Source organism: Pseudoalteromonas espejiana DSM 9414 (assembly GCF_002221525.1).
Classification (GTDB): Bacteria; Pseudomonadota; Gammaproteobacteria; order Enterobacterales; family Alteromonadaceae; genus Pseudoalteromonas; species Pseudoalteromonas espejiana.
Genome location: NZ_CP011028.1, coordinates 3,596,277 through 3,615,933 on the forward strand (window position 1 = coordinate 3,596,277; position 19,657 = coordinate 3,615,933).

Sequence of the window (19,657 nt, forward strand, 5' to 3'; positions counted from 1 at the left end):
TCTAACGCGCAGCTTATTGTTAACGGGAAATTAACGAAATATTTTGAGGGAAAGGTGCATTGATGATCGTTAAGTGCTTTTTGCTCATTAAAACCATGAACAAAATGAACAAAAATAAATAACAAGCCAGCGTTAACCGCTCGCTCAGAACCTGAATAAAAAACGCACGAAATAAAATAAGAATTATTTGCATTTGGGTGTTGACAGTTTATTAGATCTAACTGATAATCAATATCAACAAGACGGGAATGCATACCCACTTGTGACGGAATGAACTAATTTGTTTCTCGACCCTGAAACAACGTGTGGCGCACGTAAACAGCTATGGTTACTTGTTATGAACCGCAACGCCCCTTGATGTTGATGATGAGTAACCGCCCTACTATTTTACTTGCTACATTGCTCATATCGGTGACGGTAGATATGAAACTAAAAAAGCCCTTACGGGCTTTTTTTATGTCTGTAATTTAGTAAGCAACAGGCTCACATAAATTAATCCATTAACGGCGGTTTTTGCGTGCACGTGCACGGCGCTGTTTTTTCTCTTCTTCTTTGGCTGCCTTTTTAGCTTCTGCTGCAGCACGTAAACCAGCAACCATTATTTCTTCTTCTTCACGCATGGCAGGGGTTTCCATAGTGATGCGGCCAATAATGCCATCACGAAGTTCATTTATGAGTATTTCAGACATTTTGTAGGTGTCTATTTGGTTACCACCACGAATACAGCCGCGCTTTTTACCCGCCATTTCAACAAATTCCCAATCACTTTCTGGCAATTCATCAATTTTGTAGCGTGCTTTTAAAAGCTCAGGGTATGCATGTAGTAAATACTCTGCGGTGTAACTTGCTACATCTTCATATTCAAGTGCGGTGTCGCGTATTGCACCTGTAGCGCCTAAACGGTAACCCGAGTTTTCGTTTTCTACTTTAGGCCACAGCATACCAGGCGTATCGTAAAGCATAATGCCATCTTCAAGCTTAATGCGTTGCTGCGCCTTAGTTACCGCAGGCTCATTACCTGTTTTTGCCACTATGCGCCCAGCTAATACATTAATTAAAGTTGACTTCCCCACATTTGGAATACCCATAATCATGGCTTTAATTTGCTTATCAGCACCTACTTTGTGCGGTACTAGCTTTTTACACAGCTCATTAATACGGTGCACCTCAGCGGCTTTATCATGACCAAACGCAATAGCTTTAACGCCACTTTCTTGCTCAAAATAGTCTTTCCACGTTTGGGTCATTTTAGGATCGGCTAAATCAGCCTTATTTAAAATTTTGATGACCGGCTTGCCTTCGCGAAGCGTGGTTACCATTGGGTTTTCGCTGCTGTAAGGAATGCGTGCATCAAGCACTTCAATGATCACATCCATTTGCGGCATTATTTCTTTAATCTCATTACGGGCTTTATTCATGTGCCCAGGGAACCACTGGATAGCCATTTTTAACTCCTAACATATAATTTGCCGCTATTTTAACTGGCAATTCATTTAATTGCGCTATACTGGCGCAAATTTTTTCAGATTAGACATTATGGCTCTTAAATCTACCATTATTAAAGCGCAGTTATCGCTAAGCGATATGGACCGCCACGTGTACCAAGATTTTAATTTAACTTTGGCACAACACCCATCAGAAACCGAACAACGTTTGATGATTCGTCTACTTGCCTATGCGCTTAATAGCTGTGATGGTTTAGAATTTACCAAAGGATTAAGTGCCGATGATGAACCTGAGCTTTGGCATGTAAACTACAGTGAAGAAATAGAGCTGTGGGTAGAGCTTGGCTTACCGGATGAAAAACGCTTAAAAAAAGCCTGCAATAAATCTAAAAAAGTGGTGCTTTATACTTATGGCGAAAACAACCAAGCTATTTGGTGGCAAAAGCATCAACCTAAGTTGTACGATTTTAAAAACTTGAGTATTTTTAGCCTTGATTACGCCGCCACGCAGGCGCTTGCCAATTTAGCTGATCGTAATATTAAGCTAACTATTACCATTCAAGATGGTGATGTGTGGGTAAGTTCAGACACTGCAAATATCGAAGTAAAACCTCAGCAGCTTATGTAAACACTTTAGGTAAGAGCGTATGAAAATAAACCACGTTGTTGTACTACATGGCCTTTATATGTCGGGCTTTGTTATGCGTCCGCTTTGCTCTCGTTTGGAGCAATCGGGCGTAAAGGTATTAAACTTAACTTACAATACGCTTGACCCTAACCTCGAAACTATTTTTAAACAAATTGATGAGTTTATTGGTGATGAGCCCTCTGCGCTTGTATGTCACTCTATGGGTGGACTAATTGCGCGTGCCTATTTAGAGGCAAGCTCTAAAGCGAGTAAGCACGTTACCAAAGTGATTACTTTAGGGACTCCGCATCAGGGCAGTCATATTGCACAAAAAATGAAGCAAAAGGGATTTGAAACATTTTTAAAAAATAGCGTCGAATTTTTACTAACCAAAAATGGTAATTGGCCCTTTAAAGCAAAGCTTTATAGCATAGCGGGCGACCTGCCTATTGGCTTAATGCCGTTAATTGTAAAAGGCAGCCAATCAGACGGCACAGTACTACTTGATGAGACCAAGCTTAAAGGTATGGCTGAGCACAAAGTGTTTCATTTAAGTCATACCAGCATGATTTATTCCCGCCAAGTGCTTGATTACATTATTAAGTGCTTGAACGAATAAGCTTAGTCTTCTGCTGCTGCCGCTATTTTATAACTAATTAAAAATACAATGCCCAAAATAAGCGGGATTGGCGCAGCAATATAGCCAAAGGTATCTGAGTTAGCCAAGCTTGCCCCCGCTAAATGCGCTACCAGCCCCAATACAAATGCGATAACGGCAATTCCTACCACTATTAATTCAGCTTTATTTTGTTTAACTGTTTTTGCATCCATAACCACTCTCCAATAAATAGGTGTATTTATTTGCTTAAGTTAATTATGAGCAGACGCCACAAAGTTTTACTGATGTAGATCAATAGTTGAAATAGCGAATACATCGCCTTGTAGAAAGCTTGTTTTAGATCATAATTTAAACACGTTTTGTTTTATTTTATTGTTTAGGGGTAGTATTTTAATAAATTCGACCCATCTATATTGTATAAACGATTTTTAATGCACTGCGCCTTTAATAGATAAAAACTATCGTCATATTTGGTTTAAACAATTTTACTAATTAATAGCGTTAAGCAATAATTATCACTCGTTCATAAATAAACGGTTATTCAAGGAGCAAGTTATGTCACAGGTAAATGCAATAGGTTTAAACAGCGCAAAAAGCGAAGACATTATAAAATCTCTCAATACATTATTGAGCAGCTACCAAATTCAATACATGAATGCGCGTGGTTTTCACTGGAATATTAAAGGCCGTAACTTTTTTGAATTACACATTAAATTTGAAGAAATTTACAACCTATTACTAGAAAAAGTAGACGAAATTGCAGAGCGTATTTTAACATTAGATGGCGCGCCACTACATGCATTTTCAGATTACCTAGAAGTAAGCGAAATTAAAGAAGCTAAAAATATCAGCGATGGTACAGCGGCAGTAGAAAACCTACTAGCGGGTTACAGCACACTAATTAAAATGCAACGTGAAGTGTTAAGCCAAGCTGGTGATGCGGACGACGAAGGTACTGCATCATTAATGGGTGATTATATTTCTGAGCAAGAAAAACTCGTGTGGATGCTTAAAGCTTACTTAGATTAAGCTAAAAAATAAGCCCTCAAAAGGGAGGGCTACAAATAGGGAGAATCGTAAATTTCTTTGCGATTCGGGTTATATATTAGCCACCTCCCTCTACAAAACAACGCCACTGTTACCAGTGGCGTTGTTTTTAGTTTAAGCGGTTTAAATATGTTAGCTCTTGCTATTGGGCCCAAATAAAAAGCCCCAGTAGTTGCTGGGGCTTATTAATATTTTACCAATATGTTTTTATATACTCATCATCTGGATGCTGTTGTAGGTAACTTTCTGAATCTTTATAAAAGTTTACTTCTACTTCGCTGTTTTTCCAGACTTTTTCAAACATATTTTTAGCAATAATATTCGCAAATAAGTAATCAACTCGCTGGTATCCGCGCTCTTTTACGCTAGCAAAATAAGTTTCTAATGAATCTAAACTATCCAATGTGAGCAGTTCAAACTCTTCTAAGTTAACCACTACAAACTTTACTGTTCCTTTGGGGTGCGTACTTAACTCCTGAACCACCCCATTAGTTAACAAGGTAATACCCTCATTATTAAAGCTACCCACCAGCTTTAAATACATGGTGGGTGGCTGAGAACAAATATCAAACTCTCCATGAGCTCCAAACATAAATAACCTTATATATATCAGTGCTTCATTAAAGCTTAATACATTTTGCTTATTTTGCAGTTATTTTATAAGGGCAATAAAAAAGGCCATTTCGAGAGCTTTTTCTTCAAGGCTTTTAAATCGGCCAGATGCGCCGCCATGGCCTGCATCCATATCGGTTTTAAACACTAAAATGTTGTTATCTGTTTTAAGCTCGCGCATTTTAGCTACCCACTTCATTGGCTCCCAGTATTGCACCTGAGAGTCATGTAGGCCCGTGGTTACTAAAATATGCGGGTAATCTTGCGCTTTAATATTATCGTACGGTGAGTAAGCGGCTATTACATCGTAAAATGCAGCATTATTAGGATTACCCCACTCATCGTACTCATTCGTGGTAAGCGGAATGCTTTCATCAAGCATGGTTGTAAGTACATCTAAAAAAGGCACATGGCAGCCTACACCTAAATATAGCTCAGGTGCTTGGTTTAGTACGGCACCCATTAATAGGCCTCCGGCACTGCCGCCTGACGCAAACACTTTATCTTTATCAGCATAACCTGTCTCTACGAGCGCCTTAGTTATATCGATAAAATCACTAAAACTATTTTGTTTGTACTCTTTTTTACCTTGTTCGTACCAGTGGCGCCCTAACATTTCTGAGCCCCTAACATGGGCTATTGCATATACAAAACCACGGTCTAGCAAACTCAATGCGGTACTTGAAAAGCTCGGATCAATTGTGTAGCCATAAGCACCATACCCATATTGAAACAGCGGGTTGGTGCCATCTTTTTTAAATGACTCTTTTTTATAAACTAACGACACGGGCACTTTTACACCATCGCGAGCCGTGATCATTAACCGCTCAGAGGCATATAGTTCACTGTCAAAACCACCAAGTACTTGTTGCTGCTTTAATAATGTTTTTTTACCGGTTGTTAAATCAACATCATACAGCGAGCCTGGTGTCGTTAAGCTTGAATAATAAATACGTACTGCTTGAGCCTCTGGCTCTGGGTTCATGGCTACGGCGGCGTAATAACATGGATCACTAAAGGCAAGTGTCATACGTTGTTGAGCATTGTTAACCACAACAAAGCGCGCTTGACCTTGCTCGCGCTCGCTAAGCACTAAAAAGTCATCAAATATTTCCACACCTTCTAACAACACATTGTCGCGATGTGGGGTGTGTTCCTGCCACAGGGTTTTATCTGCAATTGTTTCGCTTGTAGCCGTCATCAATCTAAAGTTTTTAGCATGCCAATTAGTCACGATATAAAAAGTATCGCCATGTTTGTCTACATCAAACTCATGGCCTTCTTCGCGTGGCATTAACGCACTAAATTCGCCCTGTGGGTTATTAGCATCTAACACCCAAGTATCGTTTGTTTCGGTGGTGGCCAAATCTATAATAATAAGGCTTTCGTCACGGCTTTTACCTAGCCCCATGAAAAAGCTTTTATCGTGCTCTTCGTACACCATAACATCTTGGCTTTGCGCTGTGCCAAGTTCATGCCTAAACACCTGAAAACCTAATAAAGTTTGTAAATCTTTTTTCACGTAATAAACAGTTTTATTATCGTTAGCCCACACAACTTGGCCTTCAGTGTTTTCTAATACATCACTGAGCATGTCACCCGTTTGTAAGTTTTTAAAATGAACGGTGTAAATTCTGCGGCCTTCGGTATCTTCTGAGTACGCCATTAATTGCTCGCATGGGCTAAGGGCCACTTCACCTAACTCATAAAACTCGTGCGTTTGCGCCAATACATTTACATCAAGCAATAATTGTTTGTCATCGGCGCTAATACTGGTGCTTCTATAGTGGCGCGAGTATTCATCGTCGCCACGCACCTCAGAGTGGTACCAGTATTTACCGTCTTTTACTGGCACGGTATTGTCATCTTTAACTATGCGCCCTTTAAGCTCTTCAAACACTGTGTTTTGCAACGGTTTCATAGCTGCAAGTTGCTCATCGCTATAAGCATTTTCGGCTTTTAGGTGGGCCAGTACGTCTTCGTTTTCACGCGCATCATCACGCATCCAATAGTAATTATCGGTTCGCGTTTTATTGTGCGTGGTTAATTGATGAGGCTGCTTTTTAGCAACAGGAAAATGAGCTAATGATTGAGAAGAAAATTCACTTAAAGACACAACAAAACCGTATAAAAAATAACAATGCGGGCAGTTTATCATAAAATTAAAAAAGCCCACTCATATTGAGTGGGCTTGAGGTATAAGTCCAAATTTTAAAATTACTGCAATTTTATTCTTGTCATTACACCCATGGGAAGATGGTTTGTTATTTTTAAATGCTACTTAGACACCTGAGTCCATGCCATTGCCCAGCTTTTACCCACCCCGGGCTCAAAGCTTGGGTCTTTATCGCTAGCAGTTCTGCAAAACTGGCTAAATGGCCATGCTTTACATTGATAAATATAGCCTGTTTTAGGCTGTAACACCTTAGTGCCTGCGTTGTATTTTTCGCAGCACTGAGGGTATATGTAATCATACTCTTGGTTATTGCATTGAGTTGAGCTGTCGCACTTTGCAACACAATGAAAATCTACACGTGCTTGGTTAATGCCGCTACTCTCTAGCGCAAATATCTTGTTCCCTCTATAAGCGACTACTAAGCCTTGGTCGGTCATTCTCCCTGCACTCACCAGTGGTACATGCACATTTATATATTCGGCAACTAAACGTGGCCAAGCATGAGGTTCACCTTGCTCTAAAGAGGTAATTTTATAATTAAACGATAAATCAACAAGCACTCCTTGCGTGTCTGAAAAGGTTACGCTAACCACATCACCAATAAATAATTGAGTATGATGGTTTAAACAACCTATAGTTGACCACGTTCCACAGGCCAACGACGTATGCATAAACACAGTAACACCTTAAGAGTCACAAAATTTTATCCATATAATATGGATACACAAAAACGACACTGAGGGCAAGCGATACCGTATAAAAATCATGCAGCAGCCCCGCTATCGTAGTTAAAACCTTAGACCGGAAACTTTGCGTCCTAGTCTTTCAACTAGTTTGCCAACAGAAAGGAGCGATTATAATTCGTGCGCCAAGCTTATTCAAACAAAAGAATGTAACCGAGAATTTAATACAATCCTAAATAACCAAAAAGCCAACTCACTTGAGTTGGCTTTTAATTATTTACGATGTTTGAATTTGTGCAGGCTTACGCCTTATTACTTTTCTATAAATTGTTTTAAATAACATGCCAATATCACCTAAAATTATATACAAACACGGTACCAATATAAGTGTTATTAACGTGGCAAACATCACAGCAAAGCCAAGCGCTACAGCCATAGGAATAACAAATTTAGCCTGTAAGCTGGTTTCAAACATGATAGGTAGTACACCAGCAAAGGTGGTTATTGAGGTTAATAATATTGCTCTAAAACGCGCACAACCTGCCTCTATTACAGCGTGTTTAACACTTACCCCCTCACGGCGTACTTGGTTTACGTAGTCGGTCATTACAAGGGAGTCGTTTATAACAACACCTGCGGCGGCTATTAAACCAAAGCCCGACATTAAGCTCATATCTAAATCAAACCAAAAGTGTCCCCAAATAGCGCCAGTTAAGCTAAATGGAATAACCGACATTACAATCAGGGGTTGCGCGTAACTTTTAAGTGGTACAGCCAGTAATATGTAAACTAAAATCATACCGCCGGCAAAAAACAGTAACTGCTCATTGGCTTGCGCTTGCTGCTCTTCTATTGCACCACCCAGCTCAGATTTAACGCTTGGGTATTCTTCTTTTAGTTGAGGAAGTAGGTTTTCTTTAACTTGCTTAACCACTTCACCTGGCTCAATTAGTTCTTCATCTATACTGCCGTAAACATACACAGTGCGGTAACCGCCTTCTCGGCGAATATAACTAATGCCTGGCGTTTCGGTTAGCTCTACTACATCACCAAGTAGTACTTCGCGGCCATTAGGAGTAGTTACAACTGCATGTTTAAGCGACGAAAACGCTTCGCGGGTTAGTTTAGGGTAACGCACCATTACACGTACTTCTTCACCATTGCGTATTACACGCTGCGCTTCACCACCGTAAAAACTAGCACCAACTTGGTTGGCAATGTTAGCAAGGTCGAGTCCTAAATCGTAAGCAACCGGTTTTAAGCTCATTTGCACTTCTTTACTTGCAGGGTCAATGGTTGAGCTTATATCAAACAAGCCTTTTTGCTGCTGTAGTAACTGAATGAAGCGTCGACCCGCTGTATTTAACGTGTCTATATCTGAGCCAAACAGTAAGTAACCAAACTCACCCTCGCCTATACCGCCACCGCCGCCTACATCGTCTTCAATAGTAAGCGATTTAAGCCCAGCAATAGTTGGCATTGCTTCACGCCAACGGCGCGAAAGTTCAAACGCATTATACGGACGCAAGTCTTCATCAACTAATGGAGCCAACAATTGCGACTCAGTTCTGCCTTGGTTAAACACTAAAACGTCGCGAATAATTTTTTGGCCAAATTCACGTTCGGTTTCTTCATCAACTCTAAGCACCATAGCTTCTACTTCACGAATAGCCGCAATAGTTTGTAAGTCAGAAACGTTATCGTTCATTTCTATATGAATTTGTGGAAAATCGTGCGGTACTTTTGGTGTTGGAACAGTGCGAACATTTCCTGATGTGATCAAGGCAACACTTATAAAAAACATGGCAATAAAGCCAAACAAAACGGTCCAGCGCCAGTCAACACAACGCGATATAAAGCGCTTATAAGGGCCGTTTACAAAACCAAAAAAGCGGGTATTAAAGCGATCGCGCCAGCCGCCTTTTTTAATTGGCGAAAAGTGCGTATGGGCAATATGGGCTGGTAATATAAGTTTTGACTCAACCAAACTAAACACTAAGCACAGCATTACCACAACAGCTATACCATAAAAGAACGCGCTTTCTGGCCCGCTCGACAGCGTAAACGGTGCAAATACCGCAATGGTTGTTAATACACCAAAAGTGGCAGGTGTTGCTACGCGGTTTGCACCACGTACTACGTTTTCTACACCGCCGCCGCTTTTTTCTACCTCGGTGTAAGCGGCTTCCCCTATCACTATGGCATCATCAACCACAATCCCGAGCACCATAATAAACGCAAATAACGAAATAATATTAATGCTAATGCCAAATAGCGGCATCATCATCATGGCCCCTAAAAAACACACTGGTAAGCCAATCATTACCCACAGTGCCAGTTTAAAGCGCAAGAATAACGACAGCATAATGGCCACTAATATTGCCCCTTGAAACAAATTAGCTTTCATCATATCTAGGCGTGCATTTAGGTAATAAGTCATGTCCATTAATGGCTCTAACCTAATGCCAGGTGGCAGTTGTTTATTTTTTTGTTCAATAAACGCCTTAACCGAATCAGCCACGGGGATCATGTTTTGCTCTTGCGTCGCCTTAACCGACATATACACAGCGTTTTCGCCATTAAACTTAAAGTAGCGTTCGCCTTCGGTAAATTGGTCTTTAATTTCGGCAATATCTTGCAGTAAAACTTTAGCGCCATACTCGCCAATTTTTACCGGAATTTGCCTAAACTCATCACCCGAATAAGATTGGTTTTCTACCCGTACAGAAATAATGCCAGCATCGGTAGTTAACTGCCCTGCCGAAAAATTAGCAGAGTAGCTACGTACCGCGTTCATAACATCACTGAGCGTTAAGTTATATTGGCGTAAGGTGTCAGGGTCTATTTCAATTGCTATCTCATCAAGCGGTACATCGTTTTCAACGAGTGACACGTTAGATAGCTGTAATAGCTCATCTTCAATTTGATTAGCTATTGGCTTAAGCTCAGTAAGGGGTAAATCGGCAACTAAAGTCATGCCTATTACGTCTTGTCTAAACTCTATTTGACTTATGGTGACCGGTTCCATGCCCGCCGGAAACGTTGCAATGCCATCTACGCGTAATTTTACTTTATCAAGTACATCGGTAAGCTCTGCATCGGTGTTAATTTCAAGACTTGCTCTGCCGCCATTTCTAAAAGCGCGATACACGCCTTTTTTAATTTCGGTTACATCTTTAAGCGACTCTTCTATTTTTATTAAAATACTTTCTTCTATTTCTTGAGGAGAGGCACCAGGGTAATTAGCTTCAACGTTAATGTAGTTAATTTCTACATTAGGGAACATTTGTCGTTGTATTGTTAGGTAACTAATTATTCCCATGATGATAATAAATACCATCATTAAATTAGCGGCTACTGAGTTTTTAGCAAAATAGGCTATTAACCCAGTTTGTTTTGGATGTGTTGTTTCGCTCATTACTTTACACCTTACAACTGTTGCGCATTAGCGGAGTTTTCGGTGTTTGTTTCAACACTACTTGCATCCGCCATACCGGCAACTTTAACTTGCATCCCTTTTTGCGGGTATTCAGGTAAAGTAATAACAAGCTTATCGTCGGCATTTAAGCCACTGCTAATATAAAAATACTCGCCTTCCTCTCTTACTACGGTCACCTTACGAGGCTCAAGCTCTTGTTGATCGTTAACTATCCACACTGTTTGGTTATTAACTAGCGATTGCGGCAATCTATAAATATTATTAAGCATGGCGCCTGCAAAATTAACCTGTACGTAGCTACCAAATTTAATTGCTGGTTGCTTGGTTTTTAAACCGTATGGGTCATTTATACGCACAACTAAGCTGCTCATTCGCGTGGCGTTATCAACAATACCGAGGTCGCGGTCAATCACCCCTTCGCGTGTAAAACTGTTTAAGCCTTTTTGAATAACCGTGGCCTTTATGCCTTTAATTCGATCTGGTAAAAATACGCTATCAAAACCCGCAATAGGAATAATCACCTCTGCTGTTTCTATATTATTTAAATCGGCAACCTGTGCGCCCATCGCCACAAATTGGCCAACACCTACATTACGGCTAACTACAAGCGCATCGTACGGCGATTTAATATCGCAGTTTTCTAGGTCACGCTGCGCTCTTTTTAAAGCAGCTTGCGCCGACTTAACTGAGGCTTGTGCACTTAATACTTGTGGTTTACGCAAAAATAAATCTGTTCGCGCTTTACCCGGAAAACGCGTTGCTTCGTCTTCTGCTACTTTTGCCTGCGCTTGCTCTTCAATTAATGCCGCTTGCGCGCGTGCTAAATCAGCTTCGGCCACTAAAACCGCAGCTTCGTAGTTATCTTTTTCAATGCTTATTAGGGTTTCACCACGGGCAACCACGCCACCGGCAACAAAATTAGGATGCCAGCTAATAACCTCACCCGACACCTGTGCAGCTAGCTGTGTGTTTTCTAATGGCTTTATTTCACCGTAGCTGTTTATTATTACTTGGTGATTATTAGCAGCTACCGGTTCAACTTGTACTGTGGGGCGAGTATCTACTGCTACTTTGTTATCTTCTTCTTTAGCAATAGCATTTATTCCCATAAATCCTACAATACCAATGGCTAACGCCACAAATGGGAACACCCATCTTAGTGAATTTGATTGCATTTCCTGATTACCTCATATTTCTACTAACACTATAATAACAGAGCGCAATAAAACATTAACCTGACATTTGTAAGCAACTGTTACAAATGCAAATAACACTTCAAATACCAACACAGCATGCCAATCTAACCCGTTATTCGTCGCATTTATTATATTTTGTTACAAACTTTTACCATTAAAAATCATAACGTTGTGAATGTGGGTTACTATTTCATCGAGAAGATGTGCGAATTAAAATAAATTTACGTACAGTCACAATAATTTAATAACACCCAAAAAGATTACATCATGAAACTAACAACTATTATGCTAGCACTAAGTATAGCGCTTAGCGGCCATGCCATAGCTGCTGATAAAAAAGAAGACAAAAAACCAAAAACACTTAGCGAAATGGTTAAAGACCAAACCGAATTTGCCGGTATTTTTAATCTTTACCAAGACCAAAAAACCGGCGAGCATTTAATGGTTATTAACGAATCGCAGCTTGATACTCCCTTTGTGTATTTTGCTCACACCGTAGATGGTGTTACCGATGCAGGCCATTACCGTGGTGGATACCGTGAAACCAAGCTAATTGAGTTTAGAAAATACTTTGACCGCATAGATATTATTAGCAAAACACCTCGCTATAAATTTGATGAAAGCAGTGCCATAGCAAGAGCAAGCGATGCAAACATTAGCGAAGCCGTACTTGCCAGCATTAAAATAGAAAAAGAAGAAGAAGGTAAAATAGCATTTAAAGTAAATAAGCTATTTTTAAGCGAAGCACTACACAAAGTATCACCAACACCAAACCCAGCTGACAAAAAAGCTAAAAAACGCTTTAAAGTAGGTAAATTAAACAATAAAAAATCACGCATTATTAAACAGCGTCCATACCCTAACAATTTAGATGTGGTGGTAGACTACGTGTTTAGTAATGCAAACCCTACGGTACGTGGCTCAAGTGCCGTAAGCGACCCACGTAACGTATCTATAAAAGTGCAGCATTCTTTTGTGGCATTGCCTAAAAACAATTATCAGCCACGTATGGACGATGCACGTATTGGTTATTTTACTAATCAGTTTGATAAAATGACCTCTACAGATTGGGCGCCCTATCAAGATGTAATTAAACGCTGGGACCTACAAAAAAAAGACCCTAGTGCAGCCCTTTCTGAGCCTGTAAAACCAATTACTTGGTGGATTGAAAACACCACCCCTGTAGAGTGGCGCGACACAGTGCGCGATGCCGTATTAACGTGGAATACGTCGTTTGAAAAAGCAGGCTTTAAAAACGCAATAGAAGTAAAAGTACAGCCTGATGATGCAAACTGGGATGCGGGTGATATTAATTACAACGTATTGCGCTGGACCTCATCGCCTAAACCTCCCTTTGGTGGCTACGGACCGGCCCTTGCAAACCCGCTAACAGGCGAAATTCTTGGCTCAGACATTATGCTTGAGTTTGTATTTATGAAAAATCGTTGGATTTACGACACTCTATATACACAAGGTACAATGAGCCACGCAGAGCACCAACATACAGGCGAGCTCAATTGCTCATTAGGCCATGAAATTCAACAAAATCTAATGCTAGCTAAGGGCTTAGCATCTGGCGCAAACATCGAAGATAACGAAATGATTCGCCAAGGTTTAACGCAGTTAGTGCTCCACGAAGTTGGCCACACTTTAGGCCTTAACCACAACATGAAATCGTCAATTTTGTGGGATGAAAAAGAAGTACACGACAAAAGCAAAACCCAAGGCATTGTTACAGGTTCTGTAATGGATTATGCGCCCGCTAACATTGCCCCAATTGGAGTGAAGCAAGGCGATATTTTTCAAACTAAGCCGGGCCCGTACGACGATTGGGCAATAAATTATGGCTACAGCGCAGCACTTACAGACGAAGCTGCTGAGCAAACTCGCCTTGATAAAATATTAGCGCGCTCAAGCGAGCATGCCCTTGCCTTTGGCAATGATGCCGACGACATGCGTACCCCTGGCCGCCATATAGATCCACGCGTAATGGTTGGCGATTTATCGTCAAACCCAGCTGCTTACGGCGCCGACCGTATGGCGCTAATTAATAAGCTATTTACGCAGCTAAAAGATAACGCCACAGTAAAAGGTGAGTCTTACCAACAGCTGGTTACCTCGGCTAATAGCTTGTTTGGCCAGTACCGCTCGCAAGCAGGTATTGTTTCTCGCCAAATTGGTGGGGTTTATGTTGAGCGCGCAGTAGTCGGTGATACAAATGCAGATAAGCCGTTTACGCCTGTACCGCTTGAGCGCCAAACGCAAGCGATGGAAATATTAGCTAAATATGTGTTTGCACCCGATGTACTTAAAAGCATGCAGCCTTTGTATAACTACTTACAGCTTCAGCGTCGTGGCTTTAGCCATTACGGTAAAAACGAAGATCCTAAAGCTCATAAAATGATTTTAGGTATGCAAAAAACCGTACTTGCACAGCTATTGCACCCCGCTGTGATGTTACGTATTTCCGACACAGCCCTATATGACAACGAATACAGCCTTAATCAATTTATAGAAGATTTAACGGCTAGTATTTTTGTTAAAAGCGAAGAGGCAAGTTCAATTAGTCACAACCTACAAATTGAATATGTAAATCAGCTAATTGCTATTGCTGGGCTAGGTAAAGCGAGTAAGCACGATAATTTAGCTAAAACGGCGGCCTTGTATCAGTTAACACAAATAGCCGATAGAAGCGTTGGTTGGGGAGCCGATACAGCCACAAAAGCGCACAAAAAGTATATCGACCGTTTAATTGCAAAGGCGCTAGAAGCCTAAGCTTTAAAGGTAATTAATAAACTTAGGCCACAATATATTGTGGCCTTTTTTAAGCACTAAATATAAATAGTGCCTTTTAAATACCTAACAGCATGACCTATTAATGTAACGGTAGTATCACCCACTTCACATTGTATAAAACCACCTCGACTTGAGGCCTGATACGCATTTAAGTTATTTTTACCTAATTGCTGCGCCCAATAAGGGGCAAGCCCAGTATGAATAGAGCCCGTAACAAAGTCTTCTTCCCCGCCACTGGCTGGCCAAAAATAACGAGATACTATGTCGTATTCAGCAGAGCTTGCTGTTGCAACAACATCAAGTGGGTATAAGGTTTTTAAAAGTGCCGAGTCGGTCGTTAGCTCATGGATTTGCTGAGCATTTTCGTAAATAGCAAAGTAAGCTTGACGATTTTTCAGCACCTTAACTGGTTGTATAGACAACCCATTAATTAAGGCTTTGGGTACTTCATTTACCTCTGAAGGCGCTTGCTTAGGAAAGGTCATGGCAAAACTGCCATCACTATTTTTATTTACTATTAGCTCTCCCACCGCATCAGCAATAAAGCGCACTTGCGATACATTATGCTCTTCACACAAAACATAGGCAGCCGCTAAAGTAGCATGGCCACAAAAATCGATTTCCATTAACGGCGAAAACCAACGAATAGCATAACTGCCATCAGCCTGCAGGCAAGTAAACGCGGTTTCGGATACGTTGTTTTCAGCGCCAATATTAAGCATTAACTCATCGCTTAACCACGACTCAAGCGGGATCACCGCGGCATAATTGCCTTTAAATAACGAACTTGTAAACGCATCAATTTGATGAATAGTTAGCTTCATAATTTAAACTCATAATTATTTAGAGATTAAACCTGCCACAACATTAAAAAATAATCACGTTTAATTTTCAGCTTCAAAGCTAAGCCATTACTGGGCGCATTTTATAATATTGCATACATGCAAATTGCACCGCGTTTGTAAGCAGTAACATAACAAACATTAAAATATGAGATGTACTTGGCAGTGCACTACTAAGTTCGACAAACAAACCACAAGAGCCGGCAATAAACTGCAAGCTAAAATAGCGAGCACTTAAATTACTAATATTGCCGCTACGTAGGGTTTTATAGGTTTGCGGCATAACTCGAACAGAGCTCATAACAAGCCCTACATAAGTTAAAGCATTAAGCACTACAGCGGTATCAAGCGTGGTATTGAGCAATAATGAGAAAGGGAGTAACGAAAAAACAAGCATTGCAACAAGCTGTACTCGTTCGCGTTTTGCAGCGTTATAGCGTGCAAAGTAATATAAAATTAAGCCACTCAACGCACCGGTTACAAAAAATGGTAACGCAATAAAATAGCGCTCAAAATATAGGTTATAGGCTATAAAGTAGAGGCTTTGGGCTAATCCAAATGTCATCATCAGTAACGATAATCCCGACACACTACGGTTTTTTCTAATTTTGCTTAATAACGGTAAAAAGCTAAAAACTAAAATAAATGCCGATAAAATAGGTAAGTAGTGAGCCAAAACAACCTCGCTCGTTAATAAAATGCTAATAAAAACCCCAAATAAAACAATTAATAAACATATGTTTTTTAAAGGATTTTAAAAGGAGCGCGCATTGTAATGATGAATATATTTTACTCAACAAAATAACATAAACCTATTATGGGCACTGGCAAGATAGCTGTACAAAAAGCGTTACTTTAAATGAACACTAAAGTAATTATTGTGCATTCGTCGCACAACTATGAAATAAAACTGATAATTGTTATCATGCGCAGGTCTGGAGCAATTACACTAAATAAACCATGAGAAAAACACTTTTTAAAATTCACAGCTGGGTAGCCCTTATTGCGCTGATCCCGCTATTTGTTATTAGTATTACTGGCAGCGTATTAGTCTTTAAAAGCGAGATTGATGGCCTATTAATGCCAGATAGCCACTTTGTTGTTAAAGAGCAAGCAAAGCGCCTACCTATTGATACGCTAATAGCAAAAACACAAACCACTTACCCCGAATATGTGGTGGGCAGCTGGGAAATTTTTAATAACGATACCGCTGATCGGGTTTATTTAATAAAACGCGGCACCGAGGATTGGTATAAATTTCATTTAGACCAATACACAGGTGATATTCTTTCAGAGCCTGTGGGCACTAGCCATTACTTTACTGATTGGTTTTTAGATTTACATTACACCTTTTTACTTAACGATTTAAAAAATTTACCAGGGCAAACAGGCACTGTTTTAGGCTTCTTTTTTGCGGTATTTTTTTTAGTATTAGGTATTACAGGCCTTATTATTTATCGTAAATTTTGGCAGCGCTTATTTAGCGTACGCTGGCGTGCAACGCTGCAAATAGTGCTAAGCGACATCCATAAAATGACCGGCGTCATTGGCTCGCCAATTATTATTATTTTAGCAATCACAGGCGGCTACTTTAACGGCGCAGTGTGGTACCACGAAGTAATTGAACATGCAGAAGAAGAGCACTTTGTATTAACTAAAAACTTATACAATGAGGAAATCTCTTTTCAACATGTGCTTGATGACAGCCAAAAACAAATACCTACTTTTAACGGTACATTTTTAGTGATGCCGCTTGAGCCTGACGAAAACATAACCTTATTCGGTGAGGTAGATACTAGCAACCCGCTTGCCAGTGAATATGCCAATACCGTTACCTACAATAAGCTAACGGGTGAACATATGGCTAACTGGGACATTCGCGAAGTGGGTGTTGGTTGGCAAGTAATTGATAGCTTTAGAAAGCTACACTTTGGTTATTTTGCAGGTTTAATTAGTAAAATACTGTGGTGTGTTATTGGTTTAAGCCCTGTGTGGCTTGGTGGTACAGGTTTTTACTTGTGGTTTACCCGCCGTAAACGTAAAAAGCAATCACAAAAAAATCGCTTAAGTAAGCACCGCACTGTAAGTGCTTGATTAAAAATTCACCTCATTGTAATGTTAAAAATCACAATGAGGTGATTTATGAAATATCTAGTTTTTACACTTAGCCTTTTTTTAACAGCCTGCAATAGCACCCCACCCGCAGTGCCAATTAAAAAGGTGCAGCTTACACAGGTAATTAACCACTCTCTTTTCAAGCATGTTGCAACCCCTAGCGAACACAGTATTTTTGAGCTTCCAAAACCCGAAAAAGAGAAGTTTTTAGCATACGCGCACACACGCTTGAATGAGGTTCGCGCTGATGAGATTATTTTCAATTACCTAGAAAACCAACTTACCAACTTTAAGTATCACGGCGATACACTAACATCTAAGCAAGCGATAGAACGCTCACAAGGCAACTGTATTAGCTTAGCCATATTGACTCAAAGCTACGCCACGCTTTTAGGTCTCGATACCAGTTTTCAAGAAATGACCAGCGAACCTGTGTACGCCAAAGAAGGCAATTTAGTCTATATAGCCAATCACTTTAGGACCAAAGTTTATGCGCCAGAACAGGAAACTGATGATAACTACCTTGTATTTATTCGCCCTGGTACGTTAATAGACTACTTTCCAACCCGCGGTAGCTTTTATGCCGGCAGCGCCACGTATAATGATTTACTGGCTAAGTTTTATAGCAATTTAGCTGCAGCGGCATTAGCTAAAAATAAACTAAATACAGCCTACTCTCTTATTGTGCAGGCTAATTCATTCACCCCTAACGATCCTGAGCTGTTTAATATTACAGGTATATTGCACCGCCGTGCGGGAGATTTAAAAGGCGCTCAACTAATTTATCAAACCGCCCTCAATAGAAGTGATATAAGTATAAACTTGATTAATAATTACCGGCTGCTCGCAAAAGAGCTTGGCGATACAGCCCTTGAAAAACAATTAACAAGCCAATTAATTAATGAAGAAAAAGACCCATACGAGCTACTGGTTATTGCTAAAAACAACCTGCAAGAGGGCAAGGTCACTCAAGCTAAAAACCATCTTGAGTCAGCAATTGCAAAAGCGCCTTACATATCAGAGCTTTATTTAGAACTTGCAAAAATTCGTTATCAACAAGGTAAAACTAAGCAAACACAAACCTTGCTTGAAAAAGCCATTCAATATGAGCGAAGCAGTGAAAAGCTCAACGTATACCAAGCAAGATTAGCGACTTTAGAGGTTAATAGGTAACACTAATTTTAGAAGTTAAATCTACAATAATGCCCTAAAAGCTATTACCCGCAAAACAGCAATCAGATTAAGTGTGGTTACCTACAATTAATGCACGAGTTAAATTATTGGCTAAATAAAGAAACAGACACCTCAATCCTCGCACATCCAAAAAAAGGTGATAGCGAGTCTCTTAGAGTCTAAATCACTTCCAAAGTACTCAGATGCACTGTGAACAATATTTCCTTTAAATACAATTAAACGATTAAACCGGTTCTCAATGTCTAAATCTTTATACCATGCACTATATGGAAGACTAGTTACATTTAGAGCATCAACAAGGTTTGCAAATGGTGGATCTACAACATTCCCCCCAGCGGCTTCATTTGCATACTTTAAACGATAAAAAGATGTGCCTGCTGAGGCTATTGGATTGGGGGTCAAATATAAAACGGCTGCGTACCTACATAAATAACGATTATCTACGTGTGGTCTAGAGGCCCCTTCTTCAGCTCCAACCAAAATTGCTGTATTGGTATCAACTACCACTTTATTGGAATCAGCAACCCAAAGCTTATTTTTTTTTATAACTGACTTAACGTATTTCTCTATTTTTTTTAGCTGCTTATGATTTAAAGCATTTGGTGTACGCATCCCCGGCCAAAGCTCTTTAGTGTATGGTTTTCCATATTTCCACACTTCCCTTTCTAAACAAGAAGAGCGAATAGCCATTGCTTCTTCATATTTAAAAAAATCATCAGCAACCCAGTAGTTACTACCAAGCTCAGGTTTTTCATATCTCAACTCTGGAGAATTTGAAGGAACGCTTGGCAGAGCGATACCTTCGGGTACTTTCAAATGTTTAAATGACATGACATGAATACTTTTTTATTAGAATAATAATTAA

General features: G+C 40.1%; 16 protein-coding genes and 1 riboswitch. Of the genes, 6 read left to right on the top strand and 10 right to left on the bottom strand.

The genetic code is table 11. The features are described 5' to 3' along the window. Window positions 1–500: 500 nt before the first annotated feature. Complete coding sequence (ylqF, locus tag PESP_RS16400; protein ID WP_089348976.1) at window positions 501–1,445, bottom strand: ribosome biogenesis GTPase YlqF; 945 nt, start codon at window positions 1,443–1,445, stop codon at window positions 501–503. Between the two features lie 91 nt (window positions 1,446–1,536). On the opposite strand from ylqF, the gene PESP_RS16405 reads away from it, so the two are divergent. Further along, window positions 1,537–2,073, top strand: a complete 537-nt coding sequence (locus PESP_RS16405) for a YaeQ family protein (RefSeq protein ID WP_089348977.1) — start codon at window positions 1,537–1,539, stop codon at window positions 2,071–2,073. Between the two features lie 19 nt (window positions 2,074–2,092). Next, entirely contained in the window at window positions 2,093–2,692 is a 600-nt protein-coding gene (locus PESP_RS16410) for a PGAP1-like alpha/beta domain-containing protein (RefSeq protein ID WP_089348978.1), read from the top strand. 2 nt (window positions 2,693–2,694) lie between these two features. Here PESP_RS16410 and PESP_RS16415 read toward each other — a convergent pair whose 3' ends face one another. Further along, window positions 2,695–2,904, bottom strand: a complete 210-nt coding sequence (locus PESP_RS16415) for a hypothetical protein (RefSeq protein WP_089348979.1) — start codon at window positions 2,902–2,904, stop codon at window positions 2,695–2,697. Window positions 2,905–3,247: 343 nt separating this feature from the next. Between PESP_RS16415 and PESP_RS16420 the strand changes: the two genes are divergently transcribed. After that, entirely contained in the window at window positions 3,248–3,721 is a 474-nt protein-coding gene (locus tag PESP_RS16420; RefSeq protein WP_089348980.1) for a Dps family protein, read from the top strand. A 211-nt stretch (window positions 3,722–3,932) separates the two neighbouring features. Here the strand turns inward: PESP_RS16420 and PESP_RS16425 are convergent, their stop codons facing one another. The 5 genes from PESP_RS16425 to PESP_RS16445 all read right to left on the bottom strand — a co-directional run bounded on the left by PESP_RS16425 (window position 3,933) and on the right by PESP_RS16445 (window position 11,824). Next, the gene (locus PESP_RS16425) at window positions 3,933–4,331 is read right to left on the bottom strand and encodes a hypothetical protein (RefSeq protein WP_089348981.1); all 399 of its coding nucleotides are present in this window, start codon (window positions 4,329–4,331) and stop codon (window positions 3,933–3,935) included. A gap of 60 nt (window positions 4,332–4,391) precedes the next feature. Beyond that, window positions 4,392–6,509: a S9 family peptidase gene (locus tag PESP_RS16430; RefSeq protein ID WP_371862721.1), complete on the bottom strand. Its 2,118-nt coding sequence runs from the start codon at window positions 6,507–6,509 to the stop codon at window positions 4,392–4,394. A gap of 119 nt (window positions 6,510–6,628) precedes the next feature. Continuing rightward, window positions 6,629–7,198, bottom strand: coding sequence for a chitin-binding protein (locus tag PESP_RS16435; protein WP_089349196.1), 570 nt, complete (start codon window positions 7,196–7,198; stop codon window positions 6,629–6,631). Between the two features lie 95 nt (window positions 7,199–7,293). Further along, a riboswitch (cyclic di-GMP riboswitch) is annotated at window positions 7,294–7,376 on the bottom strand. 111 nt (window positions 7,377–7,487) lie between these two features. Beyond that, on the bottom strand, window positions 7,488–10,628 hold the full coding sequence (locus PESP_RS16440) for an efflux RND transporter permease subunit (RefSeq protein WP_089348982.1): 3,141 nt from the start codon (window positions 10,626–10,628) through the stop codon (window positions 7,488–7,490). A gap of 11 nt (window positions 10,629–10,639) precedes the next feature. After that, the gene (locus PESP_RS16445; RefSeq protein ID WP_089348983.1) at window positions 10,640–11,824 is read right to left on the bottom strand and encodes an efflux RND transporter periplasmic adaptor subunit; all 1,185 of its coding nucleotides are present in this window, start codon (window positions 11,822–11,824) and stop codon (window positions 10,640–10,642) included. Window positions 11,825–12,112: 288 nt separating this feature from the next. Here PESP_RS16445 and PESP_RS16450 point away from each other — a divergent pair, with 288 nt between their 5' ends. Continuing rightward, the gene (locus PESP_RS16450; RefSeq protein WP_089348984.1) at window positions 12,113–14,620 is read left to right on the top strand and encodes a zinc-dependent metalloprotease; all 2,508 of its coding nucleotides are present in this window, start codon (window positions 12,113–12,115) and stop codon (window positions 14,618–14,620) included. A gap of 56 nt (window positions 14,621–14,676) precedes the next feature. Here the strand turns inward: PESP_RS16450 and PESP_RS16455 are convergent, their stop codons facing one another. Both PESP_RS16455 and PESP_RS16460 read right to left on the bottom strand, forming a co-directional pair. Next, window positions 14,677–15,465: a PhzF family phenazine biosynthesis protein gene (locus PESP_RS16455; protein WP_089348985.1), complete on the bottom strand. Its 789-nt coding sequence runs from the start codon at window positions 15,463–15,465 to the stop codon at window positions 14,677–14,679. 79 nt (window positions 15,466–15,544) lie between these two features. Beyond that, window positions 15,545–16,159 carry a PQ-loop repeat-containing protein gene (locus PESP_RS16460; RefSeq protein WP_089348986.1) on the bottom strand — a complete coding sequence of 205 codons (615 nt, stop codon included), beginning with the start codon at window positions 16,157–16,159 and terminating at the stop codon, window positions 15,545–15,547. Between the two features lie 284 nt (window positions 16,160–16,443). Between PESP_RS16460 and PESP_RS16465 the strand changes: the two genes are divergently transcribed. Both PESP_RS16465 and PESP_RS16470 read left to right on the top strand, forming a co-directional pair. Beyond that, window positions 16,444–17,577 carry a PepSY-associated TM helix domain-containing protein gene (locus tag PESP_RS16465; protein ID WP_089348987.1) on the top strand — a complete coding sequence of 378 codons (1,134 nt, stop codon included), beginning with the start codon at window positions 16,444–16,446 and terminating at the stop codon, window positions 17,575–17,577. Between the two features lie 48 nt (window positions 17,578–17,625). Further along, on the top strand, window positions 17,626–18,771 hold the full coding sequence (locus PESP_RS16470; RefSeq protein ID WP_089348988.1) for a tetratricopeptide repeat protein: 1,146 nt from the start codon (window positions 17,626–17,628) through the stop codon (window positions 18,769–18,771). Between the two features lie 132 nt (window positions 18,772–18,903). On the opposite strand, the gene PESP_RS16475 is transcribed toward PESP_RS16470, so the two are convergent. Next, window positions 18,904–19,623, bottom strand: coding sequence for a DUF6445 family protein (locus PESP_RS16475; protein WP_089348989.1), 720 nt, complete (start codon window positions 19,621–19,623; stop codon window positions 18,904–18,906). Between the last annotated feature and the right edge of the window lie 34 nt (window positions 19,624–19,657).

What these genes read in the sequence shown, in the direction of transcription:
- ylqF (WP_089348976.1), bottom strand. Translation starts at nt 1,445, where the DNA reads ATGGCTATCCAGTGGTTCCCTGGGCACATGAATAAAGCCCGTAATGAG.
- PESP_RS16405 (WP_089348977.1), top strand. Translation starts at nt 1,537, where the DNA reads ATGGCTCTTAAATCTACCATTATTAAAGCGCAGTTATCGCTAAGCGAT.
- PESP_RS16410 (WP_089348978.1), top strand. Translation starts at nt 2,093, where the DNA reads ATGAAAATAAACCACGTTGTTGTACTACATGGCCTTTATATGTCGGGC.
- PESP_RS16415 (WP_089348979.1), bottom strand. Translation starts at nt 2,904, where the DNA reads ATGGATGCAAAAACAGTTAAACAAAATAAAGCTGAATTAATAGTGGTA.
- PESP_RS16420 (WP_089348980.1), top strand. Translation starts at nt 3,248, where the DNA reads ATGTCACAGGTAAATGCAATAGGTTTAAACAGCGCAAAAAGCGAAGAC.
- PESP_RS16425 (WP_089348981.1), bottom strand. Translation starts at nt 4,331, where the DNA reads ATGTTTGGAGCTCATGGAGAGTTTGATATTTGTTCTCAGCCACCCACC.
- PESP_RS16430 (WP_371862721.1), bottom strand. Translation starts at nt 6,509, where the DNA reads ATGATAAACTGCCCGCATTGTTATTTTTTATACGGTTTTGTTGTGTCT.
- PESP_RS16435 (WP_089349196.1), bottom strand. Translation starts at nt 7,198, where the DNA reads ATGCATACGTCGTTGGCCTGTGGAACGTGGTCAACTATAGGTTGTTTA.
- PESP_RS16440 (WP_089348982.1), bottom strand. Translation starts at nt 10,628, where the DNA reads ATGAGCGAAACAACACATCCAAAACAAACTGGGTTAATAGCCTATTTT.
- PESP_RS16445 (WP_089348983.1), bottom strand. Translation starts at nt 11,824, where the DNA reads ATGCAATCAAATTCACTAAGATGGGTGTTCCCATTTGTGGCGTTAGCC.
- PESP_RS16450 (WP_089348984.1), top strand. Translation starts at nt 12,113, where the DNA reads ATGAAACTAACAACTATTATGCTAGCACTAAGTATAGCGCTTAGCGGC.
- PESP_RS16455 (WP_089348985.1), bottom strand. Translation starts at nt 15,465, where the DNA reads ATGAAGCTAACTATTCATCAAATTGATGCGTTTACAAGTTCGTTATTT.
- PESP_RS16465 (WP_089348987.1), top strand. Translation starts at nt 16,444, where the DNA reads ATGAGAAAAACACTTTTTAAAATTCACAGCTGGGTAGCCCTTATTGCG.
- PESP_RS16470 (WP_089348988.1), top strand. Translation starts at nt 17,626, where the DNA reads ATGAAATATCTAGTTTTTACACTTAGCCTTTTTTTAACAGCCTGCAAT.
- PESP_RS16475 (WP_089348989.1), bottom strand. Translation starts at nt 19,623, where the DNA reads ATGTCATTTAAACATTTGAAAGTACCCGAAGGTATCGCTCTGCCAAGC.